Source organism: Calothrix sp. PCC 7507 (genome assembly GCF_000316575.1).
Taxonomy (GTDB): Bacteria; Cyanobacteriota; Cyanobacteriia; order Cyanobacteriales; family Nostocaceae; genus Fortiea.
On record NC_019682.1, the window covers coordinates 2,202,627 to 2,225,359 of the forward strand.

Consider the following 22,733-nt stretch of genomic DNA (forward strand, 5'->3'; position numbering starts at 1 on the left):
ATCTAAACCCATGAGTCAAATAGTCTGGATTGCAAGACACGCCAACCGCCTCGATTTCGTTAACCCTGATTGGTTTCTGACTGCAGAACGTCGCTACGATCCACCCCTATCAGACGATGGTTTCATACAGGCGCAGCACTTAGCTAACCGTCTAAAAGCAGAGAAAATTACCCACATTTTTACTTCGCCGTTTTTGCGAACGGTACAAACAGCAAATGCTGTGGCAGAAGCGCTAGATTTGCCGATTAAACTAGAAACAGGCTTGAGTGAATGGCTAAATCCTGCCTGGATGACGGAAGAACCAGAAAGACTCTCAACTCCAGCGTTAGCAGAATTATTCCCCAGAATAGATATCAGCTACACATCGCGGATTGCTGCCAAGTATCCTGAAACACGCTCACAAGTGCGAGGACGTTCTGGACAAACTGCTAGATGTCTTGCTAGCGAATACTTCCCTCACGAGATTCTTTTAGTAGCACACGGTGCTTCTGTACTTGGGGGAGCAATGGGATTAGTAGGAGAAATTGCTAAAACAGAAGTGAAGGCTTCTTTATGCTCCTTAGTTAAAGTGGTGCGTCAAGAACCAGAATGGTTGCTAGAACTAAAGGGAGACACTTCCCATTTGACCCAAATAGAGGAAGTAATTCGATTTGCTTAGATTCCTGAGTGGGATTTTAATCTTAGATTTTACCGCGCAGGGTATATTCTACAGATCAAGTAATTCATTAGCTAATAATTTTTATGACATTGCTATTAGCAGGAGATATTGGCGGTACAAAGACCATTCTGCGATTGGTTGAGACATTAGACTCGCCAAGTTTACATACTATTGATGAGGAAAGTTACCATAGTGGGGATTTTCCGGATTTGGTGCCGATTGTGCAGCATTTTTTGACAAAAGCTAAAGCACCGACACCAGAGAAGGCTTGTTTTGCGATCGCTGGACCAGTGTTCAATAATACGGCTAAACTGACCAATCTGGCTTGGTTCCTAGATACCGATCGCTTACAACAAGAATTAGGTATTACCGCTGTTTCATTAATCAATGACTTCGCCGCCGTTGGCTATGGCATTTTTGGTTTAGGCAAACAAGATGTATTAACCCTGCAAGCTGGTAAACACCAACTGGATGCTCCTGTGGCGATTATTGGAGCTGGTACTGGCTTAGGACAAGGATTTTTAATTAAGCAGGGAAGCCATTATCAAGTATTCCCCTCCGAAGGTGGACACGCAGACTTTGCCCCTCGGAATGAGTTAGAGTTTCAACTATTGAGATATTTGTCGGATAAACACAATATCCAACGCATTTCTGTGGAACGTGTAGTTTCAGGACAGGGTATTGTCGCCATTTATCAATTTTTACGCGATCGCGCCGCGCTCGGCTCCCTGAAGGGCGATCGCAAATACATTACAGAATCACCAGAAATTGCCCAAATCGTCCGCACCTGGGAACAAGAAGCCGGACAACCTGAGAAAAGCGTCGATCCGGGTGCTGCTATTGGTAGAGCTGCATTACAAAAGAGCGATCGCCTTTCAGAACAAACTATCCAAATATTTATCGATGCTTACGGTGCAGAAGCCGGCAATCTCGCACTCAAACTCCTACCCTACGGTGGACTCTACATCGCTGGTGGCATTGCTCCCAAAATACTCCCCTTGATTCAACAGAGCGATTTCCTGTTACATTTCACCCAAAAAGGCAGGATGCGCTCAATCCTAGAGGAAATACCAATACATATTATTCTCAACCCACAAGTGGGGCTAATTGGTGCTGCTTTGTGTGCTGCTAGGTTATAACAGCAACACAGTGATAAGCTAATCGGCATTTTAAGTTGCATATTTCATCGTGTAGACCGTTCACTGTTGACTGTCAACTGTCAACTGTCTACAAAGAAAAACGATTGATTGTGCAATGAATCAGCATTTTAGCTTATCAGCATCATTAAAAGCTAAAAATATGACAATCAAAGGTTTGTTGCCATTAATTGTTGCCACTTTGTTATGCAGTGGAACTGCGTTAGTTGACGCGCGTCAACCTAAAAATTCAGTTGCTCCCACTAAACCCAAAATTTCTCAACCAGTGCAGCCAAAATGGAAATTATTTACTGCCCCAGATGGGCGCTTCAGTATTTTGATGCCGGGAGTACCCATCAGGAATACCCAAGCCCAAAAAACCTACATGGGGGTAATTAACTTAGAGTTATTTGTTGCCCAACCTCCCAAGCAGGAAGTAGCTTATATAGTAGCTTACAATGAATTTCCTTATAGCTATGGTCAAATGGCTAACCCCCAAGAGATACTTAATAATGCACAGGATTTAGCTTTAAAAACTACGAAAAGTAACTTAATTAGTCAGCGAAATATTCGTAGTTCTAATGGCCATCCCGGCAAAGAAATTGAGTATGTCAATTCTGGAGGTAAAATTACTAAAACCAGAATGTATTTTGCTCAGGGGCGCTTGTATCAAGTTATGGCTATAAGTTCAAAAAAACAGCACAAGACTTTAGCCAAAACAATTACAGGGTATTTAAATTCCTTTCAAGTAGTTTTGAAAACTTGAGACAATTTATGCTTAGTAGGGTGGGCATTGCCCACCATAACTAGGATACTGTGGGCAGTGCCCACCCTACTGACTACTGTCAATGCGTAAGTCCTAATTGCTGCTATTAATTAGAAATTGGTACGTTTTTAAATGCACCTGTATCCGGCACAAAAATGTCCAAAGTATTCACACCATCAGGAACCCTAATCCAAACATAGGCATCAGCTGAAGCATTGGGACGTAGCTGAGACAGAGAAACGTTTCCTGTGGAGCGATTTGCAGAAATTCCTTTGTAGGTTTCGCTAGTGTCAGGATTGCGCGCTGTTGTATTGGCGATCGCTATTGTATCCCCATCACCAACTCCATCCGTAGCTTGGCGACGGATACGCATTTGCACGTTCACTACATCACGGTTTGCAGTTTCTGGATCTTTAATCCTTTTGGCTGAAAGTAACTCTACTTTTGCTTTATTCCCAAAAGCAGTTTGCACAAATTGACCAGGCTGAAGCGCTGGTGTCGTGGTGGGTGTTGGTGTTGTTTTCTCAGGAGACGCGTTTGGTTCAGGGGGAATTGATTTTTCGCTAGAGATGGGAGTGGTAGCGGTGTTAGCCCCCGTATTGGTATTGACGGTATTATTTAGTGTCTGCCGCAGTGTAACAACTTCATAAGCCGCATAGCCTCCACAGATTAAAGCTACGGTAGAAAGAAATACAGATACACCGGATAAGAATGTACTCACACCATTACCTCAATTGAAATACAGCTTTGTTCACCCTTGGATTGTATAATGCCATGAATTATGCTTACTCATACTTACGTATTAAATCAGTGAACAGTTATCAGTAGTAGTAGTAGGGTGGGCATTGCCCACCATATCCGGGTTTTGGTGGGCATTGCCCACCCTACGAATTGCGAATTACGAATTACGAATTATCTAGATGTTTGCCTGTTGTCGTTGATAAAGTGACCAGTACAAACCTTTTTGTTGTAACAACTGTGAGTGCGTACCACGTTCCGCAATTACACCTTTCTCCAACACCAAAATCAAATCAGCACGTTTGAGGGGAGCAAAGCGGTGAGCAATCAGAAACACGGTGCGGTTAGCAGAAATTGTTTGCAGATTTTGCAGTACTTGTTGTTCAGTTTCGCTATCTAAAGCGCTGGTAGCTTCATCCAAGATTAAAATCGGGGCTGAGGAAAGAAATAACCGCGCTAGGGCGATACGTTGTCTTTGTCCACCAGATAAAGCAGTACCACGTTCACCAACGTTGGTTTCATAGCCGTAGGGTAATTGACTGATGAAATCGTGGGCTACAGCACATCTTGCGGCTTCTACTACTTGCTCGGCTGTGATATCAGGATGACCGAGGGTAATATTTTCCAAGACGGAGCCATTGAATAAAAAGTCTTCTTGGAGAACTACAGCAATTTGTTGTCGCAGTGAAGCTAAATCGGCACTTTTAATATCAAAACCATCTATTAAAATGCGTCCTGATTCAATTTGATAGAGGCGTTGCAACAACTTAGAAAGGGTACTTTTCCCAGAACCACTACGTCCAACAATGCCAATAAATTGTCCTGGTTCAGTGTGAAAAGAAATGCCTTTGAGGACTGGTTCAATATTCGCTTGATAGCGGAAAAATACCTGCTCGAAAGTAACTTGACCTTTGAGGAGTGGTAAAACTAAACCTGTTCCCAATTCTGCTTCTGGGGCAACGTTGAGAATATCACCAATCCGGTCTACAGACAGCAGTACTTGTTGCAGATTTTGCCACAATTGCACTAAGCGTAAAAGGGGTCCTGTGACTCTACCTGATAACATTTGAAAAGCCACAAGTTGACCAATAGTGAGCTTTTGATCGATGACTAATTTAGCGCCAAACCAAAGAATTAGTAAGGTGGAAAGATTAGTGAGAAAATCACCGATGTTACTACTAATATTGGATGTGGTAGAGGCTTTAAAACCTGTGCGAATGAAGCGAGCAAATAAGCCTTCCCAGCGATCGCGGGCGATTGGTTCTGCTGCATGGGCTTTGACTGAGTGTATACCGGTGATCGTCTCTACAAGAAACGATTGACTGTCAGCGCTGCGGTTAAAGGTTTCGTTGAGCCAGTTACGCAGAATGGGGGTGGCAACTATCGTTAAAGTGGCAAATAAGGGCAGCACAGCCAAAGCCACAAAAGTGAGGGGAATATTGTAATAGAACATCAATGCTAGATACACCACAGCAAAGATGCTATCCAAAATCACTGTTAAAGCTGTACCTGTGAGGAACTGGCGGATTTGTTCCAGTTCTTGGACTCTGGCTATGGTGTCGCCGACACGCCGCGACTCAAAATAAGCTAAAGGTAGCCGCATCAGGTGACGAAATAGCTGCGCCGATAGACTTAAATCCAGCCGCCTAGCTGTGTGGGTAAAGATGAATAGCCGCAGGGTGCCGAGTATCGCCTCGAATATCGCTACTAACAAAAGGGCGATCGCCATCACATCGAGAGTCGGTAAACTCTCCTGCACCATCACCTTATCAATCACGACTTGGGTAATTAGCGGTGTGGCTAACCCCAAAAGCTGCAATGTAAAAGAAGCTAATAAAACTTCCCCTAATAAGTTGCGATATTTCCAAACTGCGGGAGTGAACCAACTCAGGTTAAATTTTTCTTGCTGGGATATGACTTCTACTTGCCACATTTGCCCATCCCAAGCCGCTTCAACCACCGACTGCGAAAGACTTTCGCAAGCATGATCGGGATTTTGGGGATTGGCAATGATGAGGCGATCGCCTTTCACTCCATAAGCTACTACCCAGTTGGGAGTTTCCCCAGACTGAGGGTTCCACAACAGTAAAGCCGGAAATGACAACTGTCGCAAATCACCCCAACTCGTTTGCAACCGCCGTAACAACAAGCCTAATTTTTCTGCTGCTTCCACAACATGTTTCGGTTGTTGTCCCCTAAGTTGGCGTTGTACCCATTCCAATTTCACCGCATTCTCTAGATGCTGCGCCACCATTGTTAAACAAGCTGCAGCCGTATTCCAGCTAGAAACGAAAGGATAAGCCGATGCTATTGGTGTGGGGGATTGGGTATTAGGGATTAGGGACTGGGGACTGGTGACTGGTGACTGGGAAAATGTTTCCCGTTCTCCCTCTTGTGAACCTTGCCAGAAGTTGTCAATTTGTGGCGTTGTAACTTCGGCCCATAAAGCTGTATTCCAGCACACCAATACCACTTCTTTACTAGCAGCTACAGCTTTGCACTCTACAGCCAGCTTTTGTAAGTCGCCAAACCAATCCCCTGCTTTTAGGGCTGCTAATGGCTTACCAAGACTTTCTTCTCGTAAGCGGACTTTACCAGAAATAATAAAAAATTGATAACCTCCTACTGCATTTGACCAGATTTTTTCCCCAATTTGATATTGACGAATTTCCGATTGATTTTGCAATCGAGATTGTTGTTCAGGCGTAAGCCAACATAGTGGCGGTTGATTCCAAGGTACAGAAGCTAGCACTTTTACTTTTAGAGATTGATTATCGAGAAGTTTTAGTTCACTTGTAATTTGACTGTCAGCTTTTGAATTTTCTCTGCTAGCCATTTCTCAAATAACTCATTTTGTAGTGCTTGCTTGAGTTGAGTATCTTCTAAAGATGCTGGCAGATGTTGTTCTAGGCGGAACAAACCATATCTTCCCTCAAGTTCTATTGGCCCAATTAATTGTCCAGGATTTGCCACATCAACAGATGCCCTTAATATATCTGGCATTGTTCCTCTGCTAATTGGCCCCATCATGCCATTGACAATGCGATCGTCTGCTAGAGAATATTCTCTAGCTAGTTGCTCAAAACTACCCCCTTCCTCAATTTGGGTTTGTAATTCTTCACCGAGTTCTATATTGTCAACAAGAATCCGAGAGAGGATTACCCGATCCAGATAAATTTTACGTTCAATGAAATATTCTGGTAGTTTTGGTTCGGTAATTACAGCTTTAAGTTTTTCTAACTGAAAGTTAAGGGCGACTGATGCGTAAAAGGTAGCGTAATCGTTACCATTTTTCTTTAACCATTCTTGAAAAACTTGCGGATCAGTTAGTTGATTTTTGAGCCGAAAATCAATAATTGTCTGTTCAGTTAACGCCGGAGTGATATCGATATCCGTGCGTGTGAGTATTTCTTGCTCAATCACATACTGGCGGAGAATATCACCAACAAAGTGCGCCAATTTTCCCGAAGCTTGTAGATATTTTACGGCTTGTTCAACAGAAATTGATTGGTCATTGATGGTCAGAAATGATAAAGATTCCATGAATTCAATACATTCAAAATTTGCAACTATGCGCCTAGTACCGCAAGGCGGAAGTCAAAAGTCAAAAGTCAAAAGAATTGTATTCCAAGCTCTTGCGCCATTTGAAATGGTATGTTTATTTACGCCGCGCTGTACTAGCTCTGTAATGTTATACAAATTGGCTATTCGTTGATGCTTGAAAATGCTAAAGATTTCATAAATTCAATATATAGAAACAGCTTTAATCAAACAATTAGGTAGATTTACTAAGTCTATTGCTGGCAGAATATCATGTTCAAAATACAGCAATGAAGGTTTCTAAAAATACTGGATACCCTCTTTGAAATACAGTGGGTGAAGTACACGATCTAGCCCTTTAAGCCTGTCTTGCTGATGAATTAGGCTGTAACTAGACAATGAAACTTGTCCATAGCCAGGCAATGAGTATAGCAGCGATCGCCCCAATCAATGTATTTAAAACATTGACTAATTCATTAGTGAGCCAAGTGTATTTAGATTGCAGTGTTGCACCAATCACACTCTCTAAATTAGTGGCAATAAATGCCGCGATGATACACCAAAGTACACCCAATAAATCAATTAGACCTACTCCCCAACTCAAAAGAGCGATCGCAATTGAGCCTACTACCCCAGCTAAAGTTCCCTCTAAGCTCACTGCCCCTTCTGTGCCGCGAGGTACTGGTTGTAATGTGGTAATCAAAAAGGTGCTTTTACCGTATGCTTTACCAACTTCGCTAGCGCAGGTGTCGGAAAGTTTAGTACTAAAACTCGCCACATAGCCTAACAGTAATAGGGACTGGGGATTAGGGATTAGGGACTGGGCAACTAATCCTGAATTGATCAATCCCACTCCCAAGGCACATAGCGCCGCAGCCAAAGCCGAACCCCAGACATTTTCAGGGCCTCTTGCCCCAGAACGCTTTTCAGCAATTCCTTCGGCTTCTTTTTGTGCCAAGCCAATGCGCGTTACCCCAGAACCAACTAAAAAATAGAACGCCACCACTAGATACCCCTGCCAACCTAGCGTTCCCCAAATCAGTATGCCCAGCAACCAAGCATGGAATAATCCAGCTGGGGTAAGCAGCTTTTTGGGAGCAATCCAGACTAAACCCAATAAAATTGCGTTTAATCCTACTCCCACCAACCAAGGATTTGCAGAATCAATTAAAGGTAGCATCAGCGACACATCACAAGTAGTTTTGCCAGAATATCAATAGAATACCGAATTGAGTACTTTGGCGCTTACTCCTCACCACCCCCTAATCTAGGAAGTGCAGATTTTTTTTCCTCTATCCGGATAAAGCTCAGGAATAATCGGGAAAATAAGGAAAAACTTTTGTTTATCAGCAATGTCAAGTCTGTATCTGGGCGATCGCCATAGCCAACGCAACCATAAATTAGTATAGCTGCATAAACCGAAGTAATTGGACTAATACCCAAGTGTGAAGTAAATATAAAGCATAAATAATGAAATATTAAAGTTACTCACTGTTCAGTATTGGCACACCTATAAAATTTTGGCGATCGCCACCGAGTTAAAAAGCATAAATTGTAAATAGCATCAACCACTAGGCACGGAATATGAACCAAGTCTTATTTCATCTTGCCTTTCCTGTGACTGATATTGCTCAAACCAAAGCATATTATGTGCATGGTTTGGGGTGTATTCCTGGACGGGAAAATCCCCACGCTTTAATCCTGAATTTATACGGTCATCAGTTAGTAGCTCATACTACCAAAGAACCGTTAGCACCACAGCGTACTATTTATCCCAGACACTTTGGGCTAGTTTTTACCGTAGAAGATGATTGGGAACAATTACTAGCAAGGGCACAACAACATCAACTACTTTTTCGAGAAGAACCAAAAAATCGCTTTGTTGGCTCTCCTCTAGAACATCGCACTTTCTTTTTAGAAGATCCGTTTTATAACTTAATGGAGTTCAAATATTATCGCCACCCAGAGGCGATTTTTGGGAGCTATGAGTATACACAAATTGGGGATAGGGCTTAATCGGCTCGGCTAATGCTGCGGCTACTATTGCTAAACTCCTGGCGTCTTTTAACATCCAGGGGTGTAGCGCCACAGGTATGATCTCTTCCCGTCCTACTGGTATCTGTGAACTATTGGCTGGGACAATCATCAAATCATAAGGCGTCCAAATGGATGTAAAATTTAACTGCTTCAACATTGCAGCATCAGAGTTTAAATCCTTCAGAAAAGCGCTGTTGGTACGCATTTGCACGCAACCAGGACGACGAGAACCATAGGCAACAGCAGTTCCATAATGAGGTGAAGCGATCGTGATAAACCGCTGCACACGATTAATCCCCCCTAATCGCTGGATATAATAACGGCTGACAATTCCACCCATGCTGAAGCCGACTAAATCCAGTGTTTGTTCCGGCGCAAAGTTGGCAGCGACATAATATTCTACCTGCTTTGCCAACTCATCGAGTCCTACAGCACCATTATTGGGGATTAAATCCAGAGTATGAACAGACCAACCTCGTTGTGTTAGATAGCCTGCCATTGTATTGAAAACTGCCCCTGTATCATCAATACCATGTATCAATAACACAGGGTTGTGTTGCTGATTTTCAGTGTTCATTGCTCAACTTGATCCCCATATAGTCTGTAGTAAATTTAACATTGGGGATTGGGGACTGGGGATTGGGGATTGGGGACTGGGGATTGGGGATTGGGGACTGGGGATTGGGGATTGGGGATTGGGGACTGGGGATTGGGGATTGGGGATTGGGGATTGGGGACTGGGAGAAGAACCTTTTGATCCTTGACTCTTGACTCTTGACTCTTGACCCTTGTTAATTTTTATTAAGCTACCTTTCAGAATCTTGCCCTAAGTTACATTAAAATTTGATAATTAATTCTCGGTGTAAGCAGGTTGCAGGTGTTTGCAAGAATTAAGTTAAAAATACTTGCCCTGTATTGTTACTACAATGTTGATTAAGCACAAACCTATAACGGTTGTCACCGAAAATCTGGTGATGAAAAGCAAAGAAATGTAGCATTCTGTCGTAATTTTTAACAATTACGGTCAAGTTTCAAATATAAGAAGGCAGGAGCAATTGTAATGGATTTTATCAAAAAGTTGATTGGTGGTATTTTGAGTTTTCTCACCGGACTCTTACCAAAGAAGAAAGCAAGTAATGGCTTTTACTTAGAATTGGACGAAGCTGCCACTGGAGCTAACCCAAAACCAGAAGCGAAAAAAGTAGAAGCAGCGAATGGCAAAAAAGCTGCGGAACCAGTAGCAGCAGTTGCGGAAACAGCTGTAGCAGATGCACCAGCAAGTCCGGCACCTACTACTGTCAAAGTAGCCACAGCTAAAGCATCAAAGAATGGCAAAGCGCCCAAAGCTGAACCTGTTAAGGCTGAACCGGCGATCGCTATCACAAAAGCGCCAACTGAAACCACATTTGCACCCAAATATGTTGCTGCTTCGGTTGCTAGCTCTAACGGTCGTCGCCGTCCAGGAGCTAATATGAGTGCTTATTTGGATCTCGCACGTCAGGTAAAAACTCCTGGCTAGGTTTGAGTAATCTATTTTCAAGTAAGTTGTAAAAAAACTAGTCCACTATATAAATGAAAAGCTGGGTCCCAGTTGGTTCTTTCCCTACGAAATAGGTGAATATAAGACTGGATATTACCCAGCATTTCTGTTTGATCTAATATTGTCTCTGCAAAAGGGGTGAAATCTGACCAAACTTGGACTTGAGGCAGTTGCTGCTGCAACCAGTCTACTAAACTATTCCAATTGATTCTGATGGTATTTTTGCTAGCTTGGGGAGCAATTTCTATACCTTGCTGGAATTCATAACCACCGTCATAAAGTCGCAGAATGCAATGCCTACTGGGTAAGTGTAAATCGCAAAATTGAGCATAGTCTTGGGTTTGAGTTTTGCGTATTAGTTTACGACGGGCATCAACATCTACAACTTCTTCAAAAATAGGTAAGAGTCCCACAACTTGCGCTTTAACTTCTGACCATTCAAAAGTTAAAGAACCGATTTGATTTGCTTGGTTACGACAAACAACAGTAGCATGTGTACCCGATTCTACAAAATGCTTGACTTGAAAAACTTGAATTTTTTGAATCTCAGCTATTGTTGCCCAAAAGCAAGAAATACCAGCTTGTTGTAACTGCTGACCATAATATTTTAATTCTCCCACTTGTCCAGTGCGATATAACTTCCAACTGCGACTTGGCAACACCAAACGGGCAGTGTAAGCGTCAATTTGCATAATCTGAGAAAATTTTTTGGCAACTTTCCCTTTGAGTTCGTTACTAATAGGTTCTAAAACTAATATACCTAATTCAGCATTGTTAGGTTCACTTGTTGCTTTAGCAATCGCTCTTTGTTTTTCTTCTTGCTCAATGTCTTGCAGTCGCTGTAAACTTTGGCGTGCCTGCATTAATATTTTAGTATTAGTTGTATCCCTCAATAGTTGCCGATAAATTCTTTCCGCATTTTGGCGCTTTCCAGATACTTCATGCAGCCGTCCGACATAAAATTGTACCCAAGGATTTTCTGGGGATTCTTTTAGGAGCTGTTTGAGTAATCTCGCAGCCGTGCTATAGTCTTTGCGCTCAAAGGCAGTGGCAACTTGCTCAAGCATGATAGGTCGAAAAAACTAGGGTTTATAACTTGAAGATTCTTAAGCTGTTATAAATTTAACCGACAATTAAAGTTTTATCCTTATTCCCGGCTGCCACACCCTATTTCATAATTAAACTTCTTAAAAACGTTAAAACAATCAATAATCAACTACTGCTATAGGACTCATATTTGATTTTTGAAATATACGTAGGGTGGGCAATGCGTTGGACGGGTTCCCCGGCTTAAAGGAGCCAGCGCCGTGGGCGGGTTTCCCGACTTGAGGCGACTGGCGTCAAGTGGCGTTGGGCAATGCCCACCAAAACCCGGGTGTGGTGGGCATTGCCCACCCTACTTAAAAACGTTAAAACAATCAATAATCAACTACTGCTATAGCCCCTGTAACAACTTACCAAATGTAAATTTAGAGAAAACTTAAGTAAATACACTAGATTAGTTTTTGATTTTTTAGATTTAAAATAGAGTCGATAAATTCAATTTTAGTATTTAAGTGCATATATTAACAAGCTTGCTGATAAGTTACTGCTTTTTGTAGAAAAAGGACGAGTTATTTAGCTTGAATTAATTATATCTATAGCAATAGAAATATTATGGAATGGAGTATTCTAGCAGCATTACGTTTCTTTCTGGCATTGATGGTTCTTTGTTCCCATCTGCGATGGTTTATTCCCGATAATGAATTAATACTTAATTTTGGCAAACCCGACGCAATGGCAGCGGTTATTAGCTTTCTAGTAATATCTGGTTACTCAATAGCAAGTTCACTTTCTAGAAGTACTAAAGGTTTCTATAAACGCCGAATTTTCAGATTATATCCCATATACTTTACCAGTATCTTTTTTACTTTTGTGCCATTTTTGTTAACAAAATCAAATAGTATTAAAGGCTTTAATCGGGATTTTATAGCACCGGATATCATACTAATCCCCAGTAATTTACTTTTTTTACAAAACTTTTTTACTAGAGCATTACAATCTAATGGTGTTATTTGGACTTTAAGTCTAGAAGTATTTTTCTATTTAGTGGCTCCATTCATATCTAAAAAAGTAGATGATAGAAAATTACTGCTATTTATTGTGCTTTCAGTTATTTGTTTTATATTCCACTCTTATGCTAAGTTGCCACATTTTCCTCTAATACAAGGGGGATTAAATGTTTTATTTTTAGGTTGGGCGTGGTGTTTAGGTTTTTACTTTTATAGAAATAAGAATCTACGATATTCAAGGTATTTACTGATTGGATTAGGGACAGTAGCACTAGGTCTATATGGTTCTCCAATTAGGATTATTACTTATCTGATCACCTGTTCTATACTAATTCTATCTCCAAAAATTAAGCTGCCTAAGCTAGTAGAAATTATATTTGATTTCGCAGGAAATATTTCCTATCCTTTATATTTAGTTCATGTCCCTAGTCTAATTATTGCTTACTCAATTTTAGGTTATAGACATTGGTTCTATTTAGTTGTTTTCAGTCTAGCTGTATCAACATTTTTCTATTATTTACTTGATTTTTACTCAAAAAATAGAAAGAAATTTTCTTCTACATAGTACTTGAATATTTAGATGTAGTGAGATAGTTAGACTTCATAGGCTGCGCCAACTAAAGACATGGCAACAATAGGAGCTGTAACTGCTCTGAGGATGCGGTGTCCGAGAGAAACGGGTTGAAAACCAACGTTAATTCCACTCTCCAACTCTGCTGGCGTCCATCCCCCCTCTGGGCCAGTGACAATGATTATAGTTTCTTGTCCGTTCTCTGTTGTCATTTGTTTTTTGTTTAAACAATCCCTCAAATGGGAATAATTACCCCGTGCTTCACAGATATATTTCTGGCTATTTCCCAATGACAAATGACGAGTGACTGATGACAACGCAGTATTAAAAGCAACAGGTTCTAAAATGGTCGGGACAAAAGAGCGCTCTGATTGCTCTGCGGCTTCGGCGGCGATTCTTCGCCAACGTTCGAGTTTTTGGGGACTGGGATTAAGTAAAGTGCGATCGCTCAATACCGGGGCAATAGTGGCTACTCCCAACTCCGTACAACTCCGGACGACTTCATCAAATCCATTGCCTTTAGGCAACGCCACCATCAGCGTAATTGATACAGGTAATTCTGTTTGCACCAAAAGTGGCTCTAAAACCTGTCCTTGCTCCCCTACAAGCTGCGTCAACCACCATTTACCTTGACCATCCATAGCAATAAAGCGATCGCCTTCCCGCAAACGCAACACACGTAATAAATAATGCTGTTGCTCGTGCGTCAGCAAAATTTGCCCTTGTTGGAGTTGAGAAGGTGCGATCGCAATTCTTTGCAGTTGAGACATTTTTCTGAATAAATTATTGTCCTGCTGTAGACATCTGCTGTCTAACCCAGGTACGGAAAGCACGAGTTGCGGCTATTTGTCCAACTTTCTTGCTTTCTTGGATAAATCGGGGAATCTCCGTCACCAGCACAGGGGCAAAAGTTGGACTACTATTACTTTGTGAGTATTGTCCACTGTTAAGGACGTAGATTCTCAGCACATTTCCATTATACCGCTCCCATATCTACCAGCATAGCTTTGAAGGTCTGCCAGCTGATGTTTTGCAGCACATCCCTAGTTTCTGCAAATTTTGCTGCTGTTACCATAATTCACCTTTCCTGTGGATGTATTACCCATACTAAAAACGGTTAGGAATTTTACTTTTAAACGCAGAGGTTCGCTGAGTTAAACGCAAAGGTACGCAAAGTTTTTGTTCAAGTTTTACCTCTGAAATTTATACCATCCTGTCAAGTCCAGATATTAGCCGTTTGCAGTATAAAGGGGTTTAACCCACGGAGGTGGGTTTTGTCTGTGTAGCTGCGACTTCTAGTCGCCGAGGCTAGTAACTTACGGCAGATTCTGAAAATAAGCTTCCAGCGCTGCATGTACCAAATCAGTCATCGGCTTTCCTTGACTTTCTGCGGCTGCTTTTAGCTGCAGATAAACCTCATCCTTCAAGCTTACCCGGCGGCGCGATTTGCCTAAACTGTTGGCTGCTAGAGGATCGTAGGTAGCGGTAAACTCTCGGATAGCATCAAAACCGACGCGATCGCAAAAATCACCAAAGCTTTCTTTTTGTTTCTTCGACTTTTTGAAGTAAACAAAAATCGGCTCTAGGAAGCTTTCTATGTCATTGTCGTGGAGCTTTTCGGTGTAAGCCTGTGCTAACCGTGTCTGGTTAGGTGAACCACCTAGCCATACTTGGTAGGATTCTGGCGCACTACCCACAAAAGCCAATTCTGCCATGTAAGGACGAGCGCAACCGTTGGGGCAGCCTGTCATCCTCACCACAAAATGCTCTTTTTGTAAACCTAATTTATCTAGTAAAGCGCGAATTCGGTCTAAAATACCGGGGATGGCGCGTTCTGATTCCGTAATCGCCAAGCCACAGGTAGGTAAAGCCGGACAAGCCATTGCAAACCTCACCAGAGGTTCAATGCTATTGGGATCAGCAACAACACCACGGCTGTCGAGAATATCTTGAATTGCTTGCTTGTTCTCTGGTGCGATGTCGTAAAAAATCAGATTTTGGTGTGGTGTGAGACGGATGGGTAAGTTAAACTGTTCGACAATTTCCCGCAAGGCGGTTTTCAGTAGAAACGAACCTTCATCTTTAACACGACCATTATCGATGGAAATACCTAAGAATAGTTTGCCATCGCCTTGTTCTTGCCAACCGAGGAAGTCTTGGTATTTAAACTCTGGCAGTTTTTTAAAGGGTGCGACTGGCTTACCGAAATATTCTTCGACTTTGGCGCGGAATTTATCGACACCCCAATCATTGATTAAATATTTTAATCTGGCGTGACGACGGTCTGAGCGATCGCCATAATCTCGTTGAGTAGCAACAATCGCCTTCACGATGTCGTAAACATCGCTTTTATCCACATAGCCAATAGGGTCTGCTAGTCTAGCGAAGGTTTCTTCTTTATTGTGTGTTCGTCCTAAGCCGCCACCAGCATAGACATTAAATCCTGTAAGTTCCCCCTTTTTATTTAGAATGACGACCAAAGTCAAGTCTTGAGAATACAAATCCACAGAATTATCGCCAGGTACCGTCACGCAAGCCTTGAACTTGCGCGGCATATAGTGAGTACCATAAATGGGTTCTGGATTATCGTGGATGATTGTCCCATTGCCATTGCGTTGTCGCGCTGCTGTAACTTCTGGGTTTTCTTCTCCACTAATAATCTTTTCTCCATCTAACCAAATTTCATAATAAGCGCCCGTTTGCGGAGATAACAAATCAGCAATATTTTGGGCATACTCCCAAGCATATTCATACTCAGGACGATTTTTAAACGGGGCTGGTGGCGCCATCACATTCCGATTGATATCACCACATGCGCCTAGAGTAGAACCCAGATTATTAACGATTGTCGCAATTGCTACCTTAAGATTTTTCTTTAAAATGCCGTGTAGTTGAAAACCTTGACGTGTAGTGGCGCGCAAGGTGTGGTTTCCATATTCATCAGCCAACTTGTCTAAAGCCAGATAGAGTTGCGGCGGTACTAAACCACCAGGGTTTTTCGTCCGCAACATCATCTGGTAATCTTTTTCCTGTCCCTTGACACGATTATCGCGGTTATCTTGTTGGTATGAGCCATGAAACTTGAGAAGTTGTATCGAGTCTTCACTAAAGTGAGTGGTGTCCTGAAGGATTTCAGTGGCTACAGGTTCACGCAAAAAATTACTGTTTTCCTTAATTCCTTCTACTTTAGAAGGCTTAGGTTGGGCGATCGGGGAAGGGGAGGATTTAACCATTGGAATTGTAATACTGTTCTCAGTAAGGCATCAGTAGCTGCCGAAGCTGTAGGTTGAAATAAGCACCCATTCGGCTAATTGATCCCCGAAAATCCGGTCGGAATTATGAGGAATATGTTAATTTTAACATGCCAAAAGCCGGCTTCGTCAGTGATGCAACACTTAACAAAACCAGCATATATTAGTATGCAGTTGTAAATAAACTCAATATTTTTTGGTTGTTGTTGACAGTTGACAGTCGGCTTAAACCATGTACTTATCAACAACATCTATATTCTCAACTAAAAAATTAGGAGTCAGAAATCTGATGATAAAAACCTCCTGACTTCTATCTTCTGAATTTCGACTTCAATCATTATTTTCAACTAAAAAGTTAGGAGTCAGAAATCTGATGATAAAAACCTCCTGACTTCTATCTTCTGAATTCTGACCCTCCATATACTTGTGAAATTTGCGGTTAGCTTATTCTGCCTCATCCTCTCTATTTGAAGCGATAGCCTAAACCACCTTGGATGCTAACAGCAGAACCAGCGCTGTTTTGATATGTTTTCATCCCTACGGTTGCATTACTGTAGAGAAGGAAGTTTTTAGCAACTTCAGACTCGACACCAGCTGTTAAGGCTACTCCATCTCTGTCGCCTACAGGGGTTTGTTTGCCATTTGCTTCTACAAAAGAGTAGCCAGCACCCAAGAAAACGTTAGTACCTTTAGCGATGGGCGCGTCTACGGAAACTTGTGGGATAATAGCTGTCGTCTGATCCGTAAAGAGGACTTGAGTACGTGCAGAAAATGGAGTAGCCCCCAATTTTAAACGCCCTGTTAAGTTACCACCAAATTGAGCATCTTGACCAATTTGTCCGCCATTAGTCACGCCTGCGGCCACACCAGCACCAATATAGCTAGCATCAGTACCTTTTTTTGTTTGAGCAGAGGCTTGTCCAGCAGAAAGAAAAAGAGGAGCAACTACCAAGGAAGACAATGCAGAAATTGTCACAAAAGACTTGATGAACCGTTTCATAATTTTGTCCAAATATTGAATGTTTGCTTTATATATTTCAAGTCGAAAGTTGAAGAATAATGTTCCAGATAATTACCAGATTTTGTTCAATGATTGTGGTTATTAATGCAGAACGAATAACATATTGTACTTATAATTAAAATGTTATAATTACGCGCAAGTAACTAAAAGATCCGATAATTTTAGCCAAAAGTAGTCTCTTTTTAAACTGGCACAATGATTATGAGTTCAAGTTAGTCAACAAAAAAGCTGAAGTATGAAATTACCCTACTACCCATCAAGGTATAGGAATCCGGTTTAATTTTTGAACAAAATTAGGTAGTTGTAGTAGCGTGGACAGCCTTAAATGTTGCAAAAAAAATGTAGGTTGGGTTGAGGCTTTGCGTAGGCGTAGCCTTAGAGCAGGGTAACCCAACAAATTTAGTTAATACTCACGATAAGACTTTTCACATAGGATGAAACAATAAGCTGTAACAACTACTGCAATAAGCTTTAGAGGGAATCTATAAAGTTAAGTTTTAGTAATTTTTATGGAGATTGAATAATGCTAACCGCTGCAAAAACGTTGTCTGGTTTGATAGGTTTATGTGTCGGTGATGCATTGGGTGTACCAGTGGAGTTTACCAGTCGCGCTGAAAGAGTTAAGTCGCCAGTCACAACGATGTTGGGTTATGGCACATGGAACCAACCAGCGGGAACTTGGTCTGATGACAGTTCTTTGACGTTTTGCTTGGCAGAAAGTCTTTGTAGGGGTTATTCTTTGGATGCTATAGCCAACTCATTCTGGCGTTGGTACAAGGACGCTTATTGGACTCCTCGTGGCGAATTATTTGATATTGGCAATACCACTCATGCGGCGATTATGCGCCTGAAGCAGGGGATTCTGCCACGAGAAGCAGGTGGCAAAGTAGAAAATACTAATGGCAATGGTTCTTTAATGAGAATATTGCCAATGGCTTATTGTCACAAAATCTTGACTTTCGGGGAATTAATTTCGCGGGTACATGATGTTTCAGCGATTACCCATGCCCATGCGCGATCGCAAATGTCCTGTGGCATATATATTACCATCGCCGTTGCCCTGTTAGCAGGCGCAGACCCCCAAACGGCCTATTTGCAAAGCTTAAACAAAATTCAGACAATTTATTCTGCACGTGAATATCTTTTAGAAAGACCGCACTTTGGTAGGATTTACAGCGGTGAAATCGCCCAGTTACCAGTGGAGGAGATTAATTCTGGCGGCTATGTTATTGATACTCTAGAAGCAGCCCTATGGTGCTTATTAAATAGCTCATCCTACTCAGAAGCCGTGTTGAAAGCTGTAAATTTGGGTGGAGATACCGACACTACCGCCGCTGTCACTGGCGGGTTAGCGGGAATTTACTACGGCGTGGAAAATATTCCCCAAGACTGGATTAACCAAATTGCCCGCAAACAGGACATTATTAACTTGGCAATGCGTTTTGAGGCAGCAATTTATAGTTAATTGGTCATTTGTCATTTGTTAAGAGTCAAGAGTCAAGAGTCAAGGGTTATTTCTCCTGTCTCCCGTCTCCTGCCTCCTGCCTCCTGCTTCCTATTCCCTTAAACTGAAGACAATGAATAAACCTGACCATCAATTAACAGGCGCGTGATGCCTTTAGCTTGCAGATGGGTACGAGCCTTTTGCAGCATTTTACTATCAGGAACTTTAATCACGCGATCGCGCTTGGTAGAAAAACGCTTTGCCACTCGATGGTTATCAAACACCGGCAAAGTTTTTTGCTGGTTTTCGATGTTGGGAATTTGCCCTAAATCACCAAAGTCCTTAAGTGGTCGGGTAATCAATTCTGAGGCACGGTCAATCACCAAATAACAAGTTTTCGGAAAATTAGCTGCTGATAATGGCAAAACTTGAACTGGTGCTTCACCGGGTCTGCGCCTTGTAACTAGAGGTCTTGACTCTTCAAAATCGTCATCATCTAAATCATCATCATCTAAATCATCATCATCTAAATCATCATCATCTAAATCTTCCTCCAAATCTTCCAAATCTTCTGGTTCATCTAGTAAATCTTCATCGAGGATTTGAGCAAAAACGTTAGCCGCTGGTTTAACATCCTCTAACTTCGGACTAGGAATACTGGGGATTTCTCGCAGTTTCGGTCCAGGGATGCTGGAGCTTTCTGACTGCTTTTTGTCCAAAAGTTCCAATTGCTCTACAGCTTGTGGCTTCAGTTTTACCTCAGCCGAAGAACGCCGCCGCACCCTTCTAATTGCGTGGGTAGAGTCATCACCATCATCCTCTTCTTGGGGTTCCTCTACTAACGCTACTACTGGCTCAACCGGGGACAACTCCAACCGCTGGCTTTCGCTGCAGGGAAGTTCTTTTTCTAGCTGTGGCTGACTTAACAGCGGCAATTGCTCATAGCTTACTTGCGCTCTACCCTCTGGAGTTCTAGCAGCACGTTTTAAGGAAACGAGGTATTCGTACTCATCTTCAGGTAAGGTACTTTTAAGCAGACGGCTAATTGTCGAGTTACTCACACCATAGCGTTCCGCCAAAGTTGAGGTTGTTTCGGCAGTTTCTCGATATAACTTCAGAATTTCTTGCTTGTCAGGTTCTGTTAATTTTCTCACGGTAGACACCAAAAATCTTTTCTAAGCTCGTTTTCTTCCGCGCTCTCGCCGCGATCGGCTCAATGATGTGTCGTATTCTAAGGTAGCACCCATGCTAAACAAAACTCCGCTAAAGACCCAAAATACTTCTAGGATTTCCCCACTTTGGTAACTGGGTCCCTGGGCGTATTTAAACCACATATCTGCAATGTAGAGCGAAAACGCTGCAGCTGCAATCATTCTCCACGATTGGGCGACTCGCCCTCCCCAAAAGGCTAACAGCAAAGTGGTGGCAATGATCAACATGGCTACGTCGCTAACCACATAAAACCAATTCAAAATAGTGACTAGCAAATCCGAGGTTTTCGCCTGTTGCATGGAAATCCACCAAGCCAACAAACTCCCAAAGACCGCAATGGCCAATACAATCAGCCATTGCCATTTTTCTAAGTTGATTCGCCTATGAGCTGCTGCCAATGTTAGTCCTGTACCCAAAAACAGATAAGTTATTACAAAAAACACATCACCAATAGACACATCCGGTTCTTCTTTTAAAACTATTTCCGTATAACCGAAAAATATCCCTCCCAGGAAATAGGACAGCATACCTATGCCGATAGCCAGCCAAACATTCCGACCACTGACAATTTGTGGACTACGCCAATTCCTTAAGCATAAGACACCAGCACTCAGGTAAGCTAAGGCTTCAAAAATATTTGTACCAATCACATACCACTCAGCACGACTTTCGCTGCCATCTGCTCCTGGAACTTTAGCGCTAAACAATAGAAAGTATAACAGTGCCAGCACAGCCCAGCCAATGTTCAACAAAATGATGTTTTGAGTGGTGAAAATAGATTTAGAACGATATGAATTGTCGTAAGAACTACTCATAGGACTTGACTTATGTAAATACACTCTGGCAGTATTTGGCTAGCGGGACTGTGTGGGAAGCAGTGTAGACGCTAACCAATTAGTGAATTGTTTTGGCATAGACAAACAGACGCCACGAACATTTTGCCCTTGGCGGCAGTTTTTTCCCACAATTTCTATGCTATTGCCACAGTTTACTCATTGGAGATTGATTTAGCCAACTGATAAACAGCGATCGCTCTCCTTCTGGCATATCCTGTAACCGATCAACCACTGGATGAGCAAAGTTAGCATTCCCAAAATAGGTTTTCCCTAATCTATGCAGCTCTTGCAAGCAGATAACTACATGATTTTCCTGCCAAGGTGGCAGTTTACCAGTATCTAGTGGATCTTGAATTAGCAAGCTTTTCACTGCTTCTGGTGAAGATGTTTTGGGGAATTGCTTCTGTCGCATAAACTCAGCCATATCTTTCTCAAATAAAGCCGCTTGCCTAGTCCCTAAAAAATCTTCGATGTCCATATAAACAGCTTGCAGTAAAAAAATACTGGCTTGGACAAAAATCCCCGTCTTGGCATGACCGCCTGTATCACTGTCTAGCTGCTCTAAGCGTACTTTACCCCAGACGCTATAGCGCTCAGGTTCCTCCAGTAAAACACAGGCTTTACCGCGATTATCGGTTAATTCTCTCCACAAGCCTCTAGCTTCTTCCTCTTGACTAGCTTTAAAAACGCTAATCAAGCGAAAGGTTTGCCCCTGATAATGTAGGATCGGCACCTGCTGATCCCGCTTTGGGTGCTGAATGCTTGATATTTCAACATCCTGCCGTTTGAGAATAAACATGGCACTAGCAAATAACTCCTCACAGGGGCTTTCTCGATATGCGATTTATAATGCCATTTGGCAGCATCGCCAAGAGTGCGATTACTTAGCGGGCCATCAGGGCGAACTTCGTCGCAATAGCGAAAAGCTACCCTATGGTTAGCTGCCGAGAGGGCTTCTACGCTAAGGGGTACAGTACCCATTGACAATACAATATATCTAAGCGATCGCCCATTTGCTGCGTTTTTAGTGTACATCGACTGTCTAGCGACTAGCATCTTAGCCTTGCTAGTACCAAATCTGCAATTTTAGCTTGCTTGTTGTTAGAAAAAAGGGATATAATCTGGTAGTATGACTCTTCTAAGAGCCATGATATTAATTTGGGCGCGTAACTCAGTTGGATAGAGTATCCGCCTTCTAAGCGGATTGCCGCAGGTTCGAGCCCTGCCGCGCCTGTTTTGACTAAATACGAACTTTCAAGCAGCCTTTTTATGATAAATTCTCTTAAAGGCTTAAGTTATAGTCTAAATGCACCACACTAAAGACAAGGGTGATCTTGCCGCTGCTAAAGTAATAGCAGATTTAGTTGAGAAGGAATACTCTATTTTTGTACCAGTAGTTACTGAACACGCCCCTTTTGACTTGATTGCCTATAAAGATGGAAAATGCTACAGAATTCAAGCTAAATATTCAGCTAATAACTGTGTCAGCAATAGAAGTACTTGGGCAGACAGAAACGGTAATCATCAGAAAAAGTATCAACTCAACGACTTTGACTTCTATGGTGTTTATTTACCAGATTTAAACAAAGTAGTATATCCATCAATTAAGTTTGGTGGTTGTCGCATTAGGTCAACACCACCTAAATCGCCTAATCCTTTTTACTGGTGGGAAGATTTTCGAGATTTTACGGAAGCAGCACCTAAGCGAACATACAAGGAATTTGGAGTCGATTTGACAACCAGAAAGATGAAGAGTGCTGAGTTCCGAGTGCTGAGTGCTGAGTTAAAAAGACCACCCACGTTCGCGCAGCGTCTCCGACAGGAGAGGGGTGGGGTATCAACCTTCTCCAGTATTAAAAGATTCCGCCCACAAGGGGCGGGGCATTTACCAAGTGCAAAAGTACTGAGTACCCGTTAATTTACTCAGCACTC

At 42.2% G+C, this 22,733-nt stretch carries 22 protein-coding genes, 1 tRNA gene and 1 pseudogene; 11 read left to right on the plus strand and 13 right to left on the minus strand.

Features of this window, described 5'->3' with window-relative positions; translation table 11 throughout:
* Window positions 1–10 precede the first annotated feature (10 nt).
* The 3 genes from CAL7507_RS09620 to CAL7507_RS09630 all read left to right on the plus strand — a co-directional run bounded on the left by CAL7507_RS09620 (window position 11) and on the right by CAL7507_RS09630 (window position 2,560).
* Window positions 11–658, plus strand: a complete 648-nt coding sequence (locus tag CAL7507_RS09620) for a histidine phosphatase family protein (protein ID WP_015128269.1) — start codon at window positions 11–13, stop codon at window positions 656–658.
* A gap of 83 nt (window positions 659–741) precedes the next feature.
* A complete protein-coding gene (locus tag CAL7507_RS09625; protein ID WP_015128270.1) occupies window positions 742–1,797 on the plus strand; it encodes a glucokinase in 1,056 nt (351 codons plus the stop codon).
* Window positions 1,798–1,957: 160 nt separating this feature from the next.
* Window positions 1,958–2,560, plus strand: coding sequence for a hypothetical protein (locus CAL7507_RS09630; RefSeq protein ID WP_042342014.1), 603 nt, complete (start codon window positions 1,958–1,960; stop codon window positions 2,558–2,560).
* 106 nt (window positions 2,561–2,666) lie between these two features.
* Here CAL7507_RS09630 and CAL7507_RS09635 read toward each other — a convergent pair whose 3' ends face one another.
* The 4 genes from CAL7507_RS09635 to CAL7507_RS09650 all read right to left on the minus strand — a co-directional run bounded on the left by CAL7507_RS09635 (window position 2,667) and on the right by CAL7507_RS09650 (window position 8,018).
* Window positions 2,667–3,281, minus strand: coding sequence for a hypothetical protein (locus tag CAL7507_RS09635; protein WP_015128272.1), 615 nt, complete (start codon window positions 3,279–3,281; stop codon window positions 2,667–2,669).
* A gap of 195 nt (window positions 3,282–3,476) precedes the next feature.
* On the minus strand, window positions 3,477–6,134 hold the full coding sequence (locus tag CAL7507_RS09640) for a type I secretion system permease/ATPase (protein ID WP_015128273.1): 2,658 nt from the start codon (window positions 6,132–6,134) through the stop codon (window positions 3,477–3,479).
* The gene (locus CAL7507_RS09645; protein WP_015128274.1) at window positions 6,083–6,841 is read right to left on the minus strand and encodes a peptidylprolyl isomerase; all 759 of its coding nucleotides are present in this window, start codon (window positions 6,839–6,841) and stop codon (window positions 6,083–6,085) included. Before CAL7507_RS09645 ends, CAL7507_RS09640 begins: the two co-directional genes overlap by 52 nt.
* A 388-nt stretch (window positions 6,842–7,229) precedes the next feature.
* Window positions 7,230–8,018, minus strand: coding sequence for a TIGR00297 family protein (locus tag CAL7507_RS09650; protein ID WP_015128275.1), 789 nt, complete (start codon window positions 8,016–8,018; stop codon window positions 7,230–7,232).
* Between the two features lie 404 nt (window positions 8,019–8,422).
* Here CAL7507_RS09650 and CAL7507_RS09655 point away from each other — a divergent pair, with 404 nt between their 5' ends.
* The gene (locus tag CAL7507_RS09655) at window positions 8,423–8,854 is read left to right on the plus strand and encodes a VOC family protein (protein ID WP_015128276.1); all 432 of its coding nucleotides are present in this window, start codon (window positions 8,423–8,425) and stop codon (window positions 8,852–8,854) included.
* Here CAL7507_RS09655 and CAL7507_RS09660 read toward each other — a convergent pair.
* Entirely contained in the window at window positions 8,784–9,452 is a 669-nt protein-coding gene (locus CAL7507_RS09660) for a triacylglycerol lipase (RefSeq protein WP_015128277.1), read from the minus strand. The two genes, CAL7507_RS09655 and CAL7507_RS09660, sit on opposite strands and share 71 nt — an antisense overlap.
* On the opposite strand from CAL7507_RS09660, the gene CAL7507_RS32300 reads away from it, so the two are divergent.
* Both CAL7507_RS32300 and CAL7507_RS09665 read left to right on the plus strand, forming a co-directional pair.
* A complete protein-coding gene (locus CAL7507_RS32300) occupies window positions 9,445–9,639 on the plus strand; it encodes a hypothetical protein (RefSeq protein WP_160166326.1) in 195 nt (64 codons plus the stop codon). The two genes, CAL7507_RS09660 and CAL7507_RS32300, sit on opposite strands and share 8 nt — an antisense overlap.
* A 296-nt stretch (window positions 9,640–9,935) precedes the next feature.
* Window positions 9,936–10,394, plus strand: coding sequence for a hypothetical protein (locus CAL7507_RS09665; protein ID WP_015128278.1), 459 nt, complete (start codon window positions 9,936–9,938; stop codon window positions 10,392–10,394).
* A 17-nt stretch (window positions 10,395–10,411) separates the two neighbouring features.
* On the opposite strand, the gene CAL7507_RS09670 is transcribed toward CAL7507_RS09665, so the two are convergent.
* Window positions 10,412–11,482, minus strand: coding sequence for a tetratricopeptide repeat protein (locus CAL7507_RS09670; RefSeq protein ID WP_015128279.1), 1,071 nt, complete (start codon window positions 11,480–11,482; stop codon window positions 10,412–10,414).
* Window positions 11,483–12,071: 589 nt separating this feature from the next.
* On the opposite strand from CAL7507_RS09670, the gene CAL7507_RS09675 reads away from it, so the two are divergent.
* Complete coding sequence (locus CAL7507_RS09675; protein WP_015128280.1) at window positions 12,072–13,031, plus strand: acyltransferase; 960 nt, start codon at window positions 12,072–12,074, stop codon at window positions 13,029–13,031.
* A 29-nt stretch (window positions 13,032–13,060) separates the two neighbouring features.
* Here CAL7507_RS09675 and CAL7507_RS09680 read toward each other — a convergent pair whose 3' ends face one another.
* From CAL7507_RS09680 to CAL7507_RS09690, 4 genes and pseudogenes are all read right to left on the minus strand, one after another.
* Window positions 13,061–13,807: a 16S rRNA (uracil(1498)-N(3))-methyltransferase gene (locus CAL7507_RS09680; protein ID WP_015128281.1), complete on the minus strand. Its 747-nt coding sequence runs from the start codon at window positions 13,805–13,807 to the stop codon at window positions 13,061–13,063.
* A gap of 13 nt (window positions 13,808–13,820) precedes the next feature.
* Window positions 13,821–14,021, minus strand: a pseudogene (locus tag CAL7507_RS32685) (Uma2 family endonuclease); the annotation flags it as partial.
* Window positions 14,022–14,353: 332 nt separating this feature from the next.
* Complete coding sequence (gene sir, locus CAL7507_RS09685) at window positions 14,354–16,270, minus strand: sulfite reductase, ferredoxin dependent (RefSeq protein ID WP_015128282.1); 1,917 nt, start codon at window positions 16,268–16,270, stop codon at window positions 14,354–14,356.
* Window positions 16,271–16,751: 481 nt separating this feature from the next.
* Complete coding sequence (locus CAL7507_RS09690) at window positions 16,752–17,288, minus strand: hypothetical protein (RefSeq protein ID WP_015128283.1); 537 nt, start codon at window positions 17,286–17,288, stop codon at window positions 16,752–16,754.
* 544 nt (window positions 17,289–17,832) lie between these two features.
* Here CAL7507_RS09690 and CAL7507_RS09695 point away from each other — a divergent pair.
* Window positions 17,833–18,774, plus strand: coding sequence for an ADP-ribosylglycohydrolase family protein (locus tag CAL7507_RS09695; protein WP_015128284.1), 942 nt, complete (start codon window positions 17,833–17,835; stop codon window positions 18,772–18,774).
* Window positions 18,775–18,872: 98 nt separating this feature from the next.
* Here CAL7507_RS09695 and CAL7507_RS32690 read toward each other — a convergent pair whose 3' ends face one another.
* The 3 genes from CAL7507_RS32690 to CAL7507_RS09710 form a co-directional block, all read right to left on the minus strand.
* Window positions 18,873–19,907, minus strand: coding sequence for a hypothetical protein (locus CAL7507_RS32690; protein WP_015128285.1), 1,035 nt, complete (start codon window positions 19,905–19,907; stop codon window positions 18,873–18,875).
* Window positions 19,908–19,928: 21 nt separating this feature from the next.
* Entirely contained in the window at window positions 19,929–20,780 is an 852-nt protein-coding gene (locus tag CAL7507_RS09705; protein WP_015128286.1) for a hypothetical protein, read from the minus strand.
* 160 nt (window positions 20,781–20,940) lie between these two features.
* Window positions 20,941–21,600 (minus strand): Npun_F0813 family protein, encoded by a 660-nt coding sequence (locus CAL7507_RS09710; protein WP_015128287.1) that lies wholly within the window; start codon window positions 21,598–21,600, stop codon window positions 20,941–20,943.
* Between CAL7507_RS09710 and CAL7507_RS32305 the strand changes: the two genes are divergently transcribed.
* The 3 genes from CAL7507_RS32305 (at window position 21,599) to CAL7507_RS09725 (ending at window position 22,719) form a co-directional block, all read left to right on the plus strand.
* Window positions 21,599–21,742, plus strand: coding sequence for a hypothetical protein (locus tag CAL7507_RS32305; protein ID WP_160166327.1), 144 nt, complete (start codon window positions 21,599–21,601; stop codon window positions 21,740–21,742). The two genes, CAL7507_RS09710 and CAL7507_RS32305, sit on opposite strands and share 2 nt — an antisense overlap.
* A gap of 219 nt (window positions 21,743–21,961) precedes the next feature.
* Window positions 21,962–22,035 (plus strand) — tRNA-Arg (locus CAL7507_RS09715).
* 72 nt (window positions 22,036–22,107) lie between these two features.
* A complete protein-coding gene (locus tag CAL7507_RS09725; protein ID WP_015128288.1) occupies window positions 22,108–22,719 on the plus strand; it encodes a group I intron-associated PD-(D/E)XK endonuclease in 612 nt (203 codons plus the stop codon).
* The last annotated feature ends 14 nt before the right edge of the window (window positions 22,720–22,733 follow it).